General features: G+C 37.3%; 11 protein-coding genes. 7 read left to right on the forward strand and 4 right to left on the reverse strand.

The features are described from left to right. The first annotated feature begins 3 nt into the window (after nucleotides 1-3). Nucleotides 4-1,236, forward strand: a complete 1,233-nt coding sequence (locus COZ07_RS00880) for an aspartate kinase (protein WP_406606735.1) — start codon at nucleotides 4-6, stop codon at nucleotides 1,234-1,236. Then, on the forward strand, nucleotides 1,233-2,249 hold the full coding sequence (locus tag COZ07_RS00885; protein WP_406606725.1) for an aspartate-semialdehyde dehydrogenase: 1,017 nt from the start codon (nucleotides 1,233-1,235) through the stop codon (nucleotides 2,247-2,249). The genes COZ07_RS00880 and COZ07_RS00885 overlap by 4 nt, the downstream gene beginning before the upstream one ends. A 48-nt stretch (nucleotides 2,250-2,297) precedes the next feature. Here COZ07_RS00885 and COZ07_RS00890 read toward each other — a convergent pair whose 3' ends face one another. The 4 genes from COZ07_RS00890 to COZ07_RS00905 are packed head-to-tail and all read right to left on the reverse strand — an operon-like array spanning nucleotide 2,298 to nucleotide 5,983. Beyond that, a complete protein-coding gene (locus tag COZ07_RS00890) occupies nucleotides 2,298-2,951 on the reverse strand; it encodes a hypothetical protein (RefSeq protein WP_406606726.1) in 654 nt (217 codons plus the stop codon). Between the two features lie 9 nt (nucleotides 2,952-2,960). After that, nucleotides 2,961-3,914: an ArsA family ATPase gene (locus tag COZ07_RS00895; protein ID WP_406606727.1), complete on the reverse strand. Its 954-nt coding sequence runs from the start codon at nucleotides 3,912-3,914 to the stop codon at nucleotides 2,961-2,963. 9 nt (nucleotides 3,915-3,923) lie between these two features. Then, nucleotides 3,924-4,202 (reverse strand): hypothetical protein, encoded by a 279-nt coding sequence (locus COZ07_RS00900; RefSeq protein ID WP_406606728.1) that lies wholly within the window; start codon nucleotides 4,200-4,202, stop codon nucleotides 3,924-3,926. A 5-nt stretch (nucleotides 4,203-4,207) separates the two neighbouring features. Beyond that, a complete protein-coding gene (locus COZ07_RS00905; protein ID WP_406606729.1) occupies nucleotides 4,208-5,983 on the reverse strand; it encodes a carbon starvation protein A in 1,776 nt (591 codons plus the stop codon). A gap of 452 nt (nucleotides 5,984-6,435) precedes the next feature. Here COZ07_RS00905 and COZ07_RS00910 point away from each other — a divergent pair, with 452 nt between their 5' ends. From COZ07_RS00910 to COZ07_RS00930, 5 genes are all read left to right on the forward strand, one after another. Then, nucleotides 6,436-7,311, forward strand: coding sequence for a lipoate--protein ligase family protein (locus tag COZ07_RS00910; RefSeq protein WP_406606730.1), 876 nt, complete (start codon nucleotides 6,436-6,438; stop codon nucleotides 7,309-7,311). Nucleotides 7,312-7,337: 26 nt separating this feature from the next. After that, the gene (locus tag COZ07_RS00915; protein WP_406606731.1) at nucleotides 7,338-7,967 is read left to right on the forward strand and encodes a deoxynucleoside kinase; all 630 of its coding nucleotides are present in this window, start codon (nucleotides 7,338-7,340) and stop codon (nucleotides 7,965-7,967) included. Continuing rightward, nucleotides 7,964-8,599 (forward strand): deoxynucleoside kinase, encoded by a 636-nt coding sequence (locus tag COZ07_RS00920; RefSeq protein ID WP_406606732.1) that lies wholly within the window; start codon nucleotides 7,964-7,966, stop codon nucleotides 8,597-8,599. Before COZ07_RS00915 ends, COZ07_RS00920 begins: the two co-directional genes overlap by 4 nt. Nucleotides 8,600-8,609: 10 nt before the next feature. Next, a complete protein-coding gene (locus COZ07_RS00925; protein WP_406606733.1) occupies nucleotides 8,610-9,017 on the forward strand; it encodes a flavodoxin family protein in 408 nt (135 codons plus the stop codon). A gap of 42 nt (nucleotides 9,018-9,059) precedes the next feature. Continuing rightward, on the forward strand, nucleotides 9,060-9,727 hold a 668-nt coding region (locus COZ07_RS00930; protein ID WP_406606734.1), incomplete at its 3' end, for a biotin--[acetyl-CoA-carboxylase] ligase.

The raw sequence follows: 9,727 nt of genomic DNA on the forward strand, positions 1-9,727 counted from the left end.
CTGATGAATGATATTATAGTGCAAAAATATGGGGGAAGCTCGGTAGCCAATATTGATAAAATTAAGAAAGTAGCTAAGAAGATAGTACAGAAAGCAAAAGAAGGAAATAAAATAGTGATAGTAGTTTCAGCAATGGGGAACGCTACCGATGAATTAATCAAGATGGCTCAAAAAATTTCCAGGTCTCCCAGTGAACGAGAATTAGATATGTTAATTTCTACTGGTGAACAGGTATCTATTGCCTTATTGGCTATGGCTATTCACGCCTTGGGATGGAAGGCCATCTCTTTTACCGGGATGCAAGCAGGAATTATTACTAATGCAGTCCATACCAAGGCTAAAGTGACTACCATAAACCAGGAGAAAATTAAATCAGCTTTAGAGGAAGGTAAGATAGTTATTGTGGCCGGCTTTCAAGGAATTGATGCTAACGGAGACATCACTACCCTGGGAAGAGGAGGTTCAGATACTACTGCTATTGCCTTAGCCGCCCAGCTGGGAGCAAGTAGGTGTGAAATATATACCGATGTCAGTGGGGTTTACACTGCTGATCCGCGAATTATCCCTTCGGCACGTCGAATTGCCAACATATCTTATGATGAAATGGCCGAGATGGCCAGTTTAGGGGCTAAGGTGATGCACTATAGAGCTATAGACTTAGCCAGAAATTATAAAGTAAAGATTATAGTAAAATCATCTTTTACCCCGGGAGAAGGGACGGTTATAAAGGAGGCAGATACAATGTTAGAAAAATTTGTGGTAAGAGGGGTAACCCATGAAACCAATGTTGGTAAAATTGTGGTTCAGGAAGTTCCTGATGTTCCCGGAATAGCGTTTAAACTATTTAAAGCTTTGGCCGAAGTGGAGATAATTGTAGATATGATTATTCAAAGTTCTCATCATAACAAGATTAATGATATAGCCTTTACTGTGGCTTTAAATGATTTTGATAAAGCTATTCAAATTACTAAACAGGTAGCAGAGAAAATTGGAGCTAAAGGAATAATATCAGAACCTGAGGTAGCAAAAGTATCCATTGTGGGAGCAGGTATCACTAGTGACCCGGCTATAGCTGCTAGTATGTTTGGGGCATTAGCTAAAGAAGGGATAAATATAGATATGATTAGCACCTCTGGCCTAAGAATATCTTGCCTGATTAATTCTAATCGTATAGAAGATGCGGTTAGGGCAATTCATAAAGAATTTAATTTAGATAAAGTGGGTGAAGAAAAATGAAAAAATTTAATGTGGCGATAGTAGGGGCAACTGGAGCGGTTGGTGAAGAGATGAGGCTGGTTTTAGAAGAGAGAAAATTCCCAGTTAAAAAGCTAAGTCTTTTAGCTTCTGGCCGATCAGCTGGGAAAATTTATAATTTTAGGGGAGAAAAGATTGAGGTTCAAGAATTAAAAGAAGATTCTTTTAAAGATGTTGATATTGCCCTTTTTTCCGCAGGTGATGAGGTGAGTGAACATTTTGCTCCTCTGGCGGTCCAACAGGGGACGATAGTAGTGGATAATTGTAAGTATTTCCGTATGGACTCCGAAGTCCCTCTGGTAGTGCCGGAAGTAAATCCCGATGATTTAAAATGGCATAAAGGAATCATTGCCAATCCCAATTGTTCCACTATCCAGATGGTAGTTGCTTTAAAACCCATTTATGATGAGGTAGGGATAGAAAGGGTTGTGGTGGTTACTTACCAGAGCGTTTCTGGAACCGGGAGAGAGGCTATGGAAGAATTAAAGATGCAAAGTGAATCTATTGCCAAAGGAGAGGAAGTTAAGATTAAAGTCTATCCTTATCAAATTGCTTATAATCTTCTGCCCCATATTGGGTCTTTTGAAGAAAATGGCTATACCTCTGAAGAGATGAAGATGTTAAATGAAACTAGAAAAATAATGGGAGATGATAAGATACGAGTGGTTGCCACTACGGTGAGAGTTCCCGTCTACCGAGCCCATTCGGAAGTAGTTCATATAGAAACTAAAAAGAAAATTTCGGTGCAGAGAGCTCAAGAAATATTGAGTGCATTCCCCGGGATTAAAGTAATTGATAATCCGGAAAAATTAGAATACCCTCTGCCTTTATTTGCCGAAGGGAAGGATGAAGTCTTTGTAGGAAGAATCAGAGAAGATATCTCTACCGAAAACGGTCTAGTAATGTGGGTAGTATCCGATAACCTACGAAAAGGAGCGGCCTTAAACGCAGTACAGATTGCCGAGCAGATAATAGAAAGGGAACTATTTTTATAGGTTTTAGAAAAAGTTACCGAATTATTGAGCTAGTGCAACAGGTCCCCTTTATATATTTTCCGAGAAGTATTTAGGAAAGTTTTCTACAAGATTCTTTATTTCATCCGCGGTTTTGTACGGATCAGGTTTTATAAGGCAGAAAAGCACATTGGTTTCTTTTACGACTGCAATGTGCCGTAATCTCTTAGGGTCCATTGATGCCTCAACAAATTTTCTCAATTTTTGGATATCATTTTCCTCTTCATAAAGAGTGTAAAAGCCCTTTGCGTCAGAAAAACCAACTTCACCTTTCGTGAGGTCTTTTGTCTCGGAAATAGAGGCCCCAAAAAGGTAGTAGAATTTTTTTAAAATATGTGCATCAGAATGGATCTGAAACTTTGGCCTAAGTACGATATAGAGCCTGTCTCCCCTCTTCACGGAATAAGAGAAGGGCAGCCAGAAAAGACTCTGGCGAGGTAATAGCGTTAAGGTCATTTCAACTTTTTTAATGAAATTATCGTTGATGTCGTAGTCTGCCTTGAAGCCGACGTATCCTCCAATCCAGGTATAGAGCTGGTCACGAATTTTAAGCTTGCCCTCAAAGCCTTGCACATAGTGCTTCATCAAAGTAACATTCAACCGCCGCCCTTGATAAAACTGTAATACCGAAATTCCGGCAAGAACAACAATTATAAAAATTAAATTCCCGCTTACACCGTTCATTTTTTCTCCTTATGCAAGATATTTTGAGTAAATATTAAAAAGCTCATCAATTCCTCTTGGAGATTTCCTCAACAAAGGGATGTCTTTAATCTCAATTCCCTTTATCTCAGTTTTCATTTTTTCGATAACCTTCTCCTGCTCTTCAATTTTACCTTTGATTTCATCAGGAGGATTTTTAATCTCAAAAAATTTGTTCAAGAATATATTCCTTACTTTTATCTTGAATCCATCGAGTAATTTGATAATTCTCTTCGTTTCAAACAAGGCAAGGTCCTCTGCCATCGTAACAATATTAACATAAGAGTAATCAGAGGAGAGCATATCCCTCAAAGCCCTCAATTCTTCCCTGTAGCTTAAGAGTTCCTGCATTATGGGGTCCTCTTTTTCGCTTGAGGAGAGCACAACTTTCTCTCCGTCAACTTCCGCTTCAAATTTTCCCTGAACCCGCTCAACCATCCCCCTTGTTGAAAGAATCCTTTTCCGCATCTTTATAAGTTGCTCTGTCCATACGAGAGACACAGGTGGCATGGCAAGAACTCTTATCGTCATCCCTGTCGGTGGAGTATCAAAGACAACTGCATCGTAATCTCTGAGAGCGATCAATCTCTTGATTGCTTCCATTGTAGCGTACTCCTCAATACCTGGCGAATTCTTAAGTATATCGAAATATCTATCAATATTCATTGCAGAAAGATACCTGTAAGTATTTTTCATTTTAGTTGAGAGTTCGTTAAGATACGCCCTGATCATTTCCTCAATATTCACTTCAACTGCATCAAGATGCGCATTAATGTGCATTATTCTATCGCTGATTGGAGTGGCAAACGCATCGCCAAGATTATGCGCCGGGTCAATAGATGCAACAAGTGTTTTTAGCCCCTTCTTTGCAAGGCCCACGCTCCAGGCAGCAGAAACGGTAGTTTTACCGACACCACCTTTTCCAAGAAAATAATAAACATTCATAAACGCCTCCTAATCAACATTAAAAGTTCCCATTATTTCGCCAAACACATCGTCAAGATTCGCGCTTCTCTTAATCATTATGGAAATCTCTCTGGACATATGCGGAAGGATTCTCAGGACTATACCTGTTGGAGGAGACGGAATACCCGAAAAAATTCCCATGGTAATAAGAGCAAATATATTTTCTTCTTCTTCAAGTTGTTTACGGATGAAGGAGGTAGAGTCCTCCTTCATCGCTTTGTCAAATACATCAAAACTTTTCTTTAGAAAATAGAGGAGTCGTTTCATTTTCTTTACGCCTTTGCCGTTGCTTTCTTTCCTTGGTTATAATTCTTGAAGAAATTAATAACAAGGAAAACATCAAGCACGAGCATTATAACTACAAATCCACCCAGTATCACCTGTAGGACTGGAGTAGTAGCTGGGACAACCTTTACAAGGAACCAGATCAGAGCAGAAAATACTGTAATCCAGAGGAAGAATGCAGGTATAAGGACTGCTGCAAGCATTCCTGTGCTTGCTTTTTGCACATTCTTAACCCAGGTTGCAGCAGTAAGCATGGCAATGGAGGCAAGAAGTTGATTTGCGCCGGCAAAACCTGCCCAGAGTGCAGTGTAGGCGTTACCTCCCTTGGCAATAAGGAAGAAGCCGAAGGCTGCTGCCAGGATTGATGCAACCCATCTATCTGTAAGGAATCCATGAAGTCCTTTGGAAACTTTCTTTATTGGCTCAACAAGTTCCTGGAAAGCGTACCTTGCCAGACGGTTAGTTGTATCAAGGGTGGTGAGAATAAACGCAGAAGCCCAGAGACCGCCAAGCGTTATCCCAAGTTTCACCGGAACTCCTATGACGTTAAGCAGCTGCCCAAATGATTTAGTGAAAATACCCAGTGCTCCACCAATTCCAACGTCTTTTGAGTTAATAACCGCGGCACCCACCTGACCAAAATAAGTGGCATCAGAAGACATTTTTGCTAAATCAAAGCCGGCTGCGGCAATCTTGTCTGCAAAACCCTGGAACACTACGAGCCCGAATGCTCCAATGGAAGTGATGACAATAGTGGAAAGCATTCCTTCCATAAACATTGCACCATAACCTACAAACAGTCCGCTCAATTCGTTATCAAGCTGTTTAGAAGTTGTGCCTGAGCCGACGATTGAGTGAAATCCTGAAAGGGCACCACAGGCAATAACCAATGGAACGGTGGGCCAGAATGGTGAAGGTTGTCCAGAAATGACCTTTGCTGAGAAGCCAGTATAGGCTGGCCAGCTGAATCCTCTGAATGCAATAACTGCGGCAATCGTAGCAATGATTACTCCTCCCCATAGAATGTATGAGTTAAGGTAATCTCTGGGCTGAAGCAGGAACCAAACAGGAAGTGTGGCAGCAAAAATAATATAAATAAACTGAAGCCAGTAAAGAGTGTTGAGACTTGGAACATTGATGAATGGCCATAGGAAGCCAACCACAATTGAAAGAATTGTAAGGGCTACGCCAATTGCCGAAGAAAGCCAGAATGGAAGTTTTGTCTTGTAGAGAAGCTGCCCTTCAATGAGTGCTGCAACCATAAATAATGTAGAAGCAGTAAGGATTGCAGGGCTTTTTGAAGCAAGGGCTCCAAATACGCCCATAAAGGCCGCAACAACAAGAATTAGTGTAAAGTATACATACACCTCGAAGATGTATTTTGATGATTCTCCCATCAACTTACCGGAGACATACTGTATTGACTTACCATCATAACGAACTGACGCCATAAGTGAAAGGTAGTCATGGATGCTTCCGATAAAGAGGTTACCGAACCAAACCCAGAGCAGTGCAGGAAACCATCCCCAAACTACGGCGATTGCAGGTCCTACAATTGGGCCTGCGCCTGCAATGGAAGCAAAGTGGTGACCGAACAGAACAAATTTGTGCGCAGGCAAATAGTCAACGTTATCACGCAATCTTATCGCAGGTGTTGGTGTTGAACCATCTGCTCTAACGACGTTTCTTTCAAGTGACTTACCGTAAGTAAAATAACTTACGATATAAAACGCTGCACCAATTAATACAATTAATGAACTCATCTTTAATACCCCCTTTTCAATTTTTTTCTTTTACGACTCCTCTAATGCTTGTGCTGTATTCTCCCTTTCGCACAACACTTTATTAAAAGTATATCACTTAGGATTTACTTAGTCAAGAAAATATTAGTATATTTTTCTTTTAACTACCCCACTAAAGTTTACACTAACAGAATCATTTAGCAGATAGCGTAGGGATGTATGGAATTAGTTACCTGGTTAGTTGGTTACCTGGGTAACTAGTGCCCGGTTAAATAATTAATAATATATTTTTGGTGATGTTTTTAAAGTTTTATGATATCCTTCTTTATAGGAAGAATTTTAAGATATTTTATAGAATAAATATATCATAATAGAATTTTTCTATTCCTTTAATTTATTGTCATGATATATTAATGTAGAGGTTTGATTTATCAAGCCCGATGAATTAGATAATCAAACAGAAAGGGAAAATAATGGAATGGCGATTAATAAAAGATAGTTATCATAACGGTTTTATAAATATGGCCATTGATGAGGCAATAATGATAGCTCACCGAGAGGGTTTGGTTCCTCCCACTATCAGATTTTATCAATGGTCTCCACCAGCGGTATCCTTAGGTTATTTTCAGGATCTAAAGAAAGAGATAAATATAAAGGTTTGTCAGGATCTAGGTATTGATATGGTTCGTCGACCAACTGGAGGGAAAGCGGTTTTACACGATCAAGAATTGACTTATAGTTTTATAATTAAAGAAAATGATCCTTTGGTTAATGACTCTATCTTAGAGACTTATAAGAAGATTAGCGGGGGAATAATTAGAGGCCTTTCTTATTTAGGAATAAAAGCAGAATTAGTTCCGCTTAGAGGTAAATTAGAGAACCATCTTTTGGGTAGATCAGATAAGGCCAGAATTCATCATTTAGATTTTAAGTCGATCTGTTTTTCCGTTCCCTCCCAATATGAAGTACAGGTTGAGGGCAAAAAGATGGTTGGTTCAGCTCAAGTGAGAAAAGGCGGAGTAGTTTTACAACATGGCTCTTTATTGATAAAATTAGAAAAAGATAAATTATTCTCGGTTTTTAACTTTCCCTCGGTTCAAATAATAGAAAAACTTAAATCAAAATTTAAAGCAACCAGTTTAGAAGAGATTTTAAAGAAAAAAATAGATTTTTCAGAATTATCTAATATTCTTCCTCACGGTTTTGAAGAAGAATTTGGAGTAAGATTGGTAGAGAGTAAATTAACTGAATCGGAAGAAAAAATTTCCAAGGTACTATTAGAAAATAAATATTCCACTTATGAATGGAATTACCTCCGAAAAAATAATCAACTTAATTTCCAAAGATAAAGGAGTAGGATAAAGGAGTAGGATAGATGATAAAACTTAAGAGTAGATTTATTGTAGTGGAAGGAGCCATAGGGGTAGGGAAAACTAGTTTAGTTTTATTGTTAAGTAAAAAATTTAATGCTAAATCTAATTTAGAAATAGTAGAAGAAAACCCCTTTTTATCTAAATTTTATAATGATATAGAAAGATATGCCTTTCAAACTCAAATATTTTTTTTGTTGAACCGTTACAAGCAGCAATTAGAATTAGTCCAGCAAGATTTATTTAATCAGCTAATCTTTTCTGACTATTTATTTGCTAAGGATAGATTATTTGCCCATCTTAATCTTTCCGGGAATGAACTGTCTATGTATGAACGTCTCTATGAAATTATGGTGAAAGATATTCCCAGTCCCGATTTAATTATTTACCTGCAGGCAAGCACCGAGACTCTGATGAAGAGAATAACTTTAAGGGATCGTCCTTTTGAAAGGAAAATTTCTTATGAGTATATGAGAAGATTGAATTTAGCTTATCAAGAATTTTTTTCTTATCCCGATAATTATAAAAAATCGACTTTGATTAAAATTGATACCAATGATCTTGATTTTGTTAGTAAAAAGAAAGACCTTGAATACATTATTAGTCAAATCTATAAAGAGGATGATTTAAAATGAAAAAATTTATTATCGTATCAGGAAATATTGGTTGCGGTAAATCAAGTTTAACTGACTTATTAAGTAAAAGATTGGGTTGGAAACCATATTATGAAGTGGTGGAAAATAATCCTTATTTGGAAGATTTCTATAAAGATATGAAGAAGTGGAGTTTTCATCTCCAGGTATTTTTTCTGTCTAAGAGATTTAATCATCATCAAGAGATATTAAAAAGTCCTACCTCTGTAGTCCAGGATAGAAGTATTTATGAGGATGTGGATATATTTGCAAAAAATTTAAATCTGCAGGGATTTATGGAAGATCGTGATTATGATAATTATCGAGAACTATTTAATATAATGACTCAGTTTCTTTCCCCTCCTGATTTAGTCGTCTATCTCCAGGCCTCAGTTCCTACCCTTCTGAAAAGAATTGCTCTACGGGGAAGAGATTATGAGAAAACGATTTCTGAGGAATATTTGAATCAGTTAAATATTTTATATGAGGAGTGGATAGAGAATTTTAATATTTGTCCTATCTTAAATGTGCCAGCTGATGACTTAGATTTTGTTAAAAGTCCTGAGCATTTAAAATTGATAACTAATAAGATATTAGATAAATTACAAGGGGTAGAAAAAGTAGTTTTTGATTAGGAGGAGTATTTTGAGAGCAGCCTTGATTTATAGTGGAAAAAGCAAAAAATTAGAATTGTTTGTAAAAAAATTATTTTCTGTTATCGAAAAAAAAGGAAATGAATTAAAAGTAATTAAAGCAGAAAGAGGAATGATGGCTGGTAACCTTTTACCTTATGACCTTGTTTTTATAGGTTGCTCGGTAATAAGTTTTTTTAAAGGGGAGTTGCCTTCTGAATTAGTCGATTATATCAAAAAGTGTGTAGGATTAGAAAAGAAAAAGACTATTGCCTTTATCATTCCCAGTTTAATAGGCAATGATAAGACTTTAAAGAATTTAATGGCCTTATTAGAGAGCAAGGGTTCTTTCGTAATTGATTTTAAGCAAATTAAAGAGATAGATAAAGACAGTGAGTTATTAGCCTCTCGTTTAACCTGACCGGGGATGGTCCTTTATCACGGTTTAAGGGATTATAAGAAAATGACCAAGGAGATATTAAAATATTTAAAAGAACAGGAGTATGTTTCTGACTTATTACTTCCTCAAGAAATTAAAAATGGCTTATCCACGGTTTATATTGGCCAAAAAATCTTTTATTTTCCCGAATTAGAATCTACTAATATAATCGCAAAAGTGAAAGCCTCACCTAGAGTAGAGGGAATAAACGAAGGCACTATAATTATTGCCGAGAGACAGAGTGCCGGGAAGGGGCGGTTGGGACGAAGATGGTTTTCACCCCTAGGAGGCATCTGGCTTTCCATAATATTATATCCTCAACTTTCTCCTTCTTATATCCCTCGAATAACTTTGATGACCGCAGTGGCAATAGTGAAGGCTATGGAGAGATGCGCTCAGATTAAGGCTCAGATAAAATGGCCTAATGATATATTAATAAATGAGAAAAAGGTTGGTGGAATATTAACTGAGATGAGTGCAGAATTAGATATGATAAATTGGGTAGTAGTAGGAATAGGTATAAATGTGAATGTAGCTCATCGGGAATTTCCGGAAGATATAGAGGAGAAGATGATCTCTTTGCAAGAATTTTTAGGGAAAGAAATTCCACGGGTTAGGTTGGCACAAATTTTATTAGAAGAATTTGAAAAGTATTACGAAAGGTTAAAAAGAAGAGAATTTTCTTCTATTTT

This window comes from Candidatus Infernicultor aquiphilus, from assembly GCF_002784285.1.
Lineage (GTDB): Bacteria > Atribacterota > Phoenicimicrobiia > Phoenicimicrobiales > Phoenicimicrobiaceae > Infernicultor > Infernicultor aquiphilus.

Bases quoted from the DNA above. Each gene is read 5' to 3' on its own strand.
- COZ07_RS00910 (WP_406606730.1), top strand. From the start codon at position 6,436: ATGGAATGGCGATTAATAAAAGATAGTTATCATAACGGTTTTATAAAT.
- COZ07_RS00900 (WP_406606728.1), bottom strand. From the start codon at position 4,202: ATGAAACGACTCCTCTATTTTCTAAAGAAAAGTTTTGATGTATTTGAC.
- COZ07_RS00920 (WP_406606732.1), top strand. From the start codon at position 7,964: ATGAAAAAATTTATTATCGTATCAGGAAATATTGGTTGCGGTAAATCA.
- COZ07_RS00905 (WP_406606729.1), bottom strand. From the start codon at position 5,983: ATGAGTTCATTAATTGTATTAATTGGTGCAGCGTTTTATATCGTAAGT.
- COZ07_RS00885 (WP_406606725.1), top strand. From the start codon at position 1,233: ATGAAAAAATTTAATGTGGCGATAGTAGGGGCAACTGGAGCGGTTGGT.
- COZ07_RS00890 (WP_406606726.1), bottom strand. From the start codon at position 2,951: ATGAACGGTGTAAGCGGGAATTTAATTTTTATAATTGTTGTTCTTGCC.
- COZ07_RS00880 (WP_406606735.1), top strand. From the start codon at position 4: ATGAATGATATTATAGTGCAAAAATATGGGGGAAGCTCGGTAGCCAAT.
- COZ07_RS00895 (WP_406606727.1), bottom strand. From the start codon at position 3,914: ATGAATGTTTATTATTTTCTTGGAAAAGGTGGTGTCGGTAAAACTACC.
- COZ07_RS00915 (WP_406606731.1), top strand. From the start codon at position 7,338: ATGATAAAACTTAAGAGTAGATTTATTGTAGTGGAAGGAGCCATAGGG.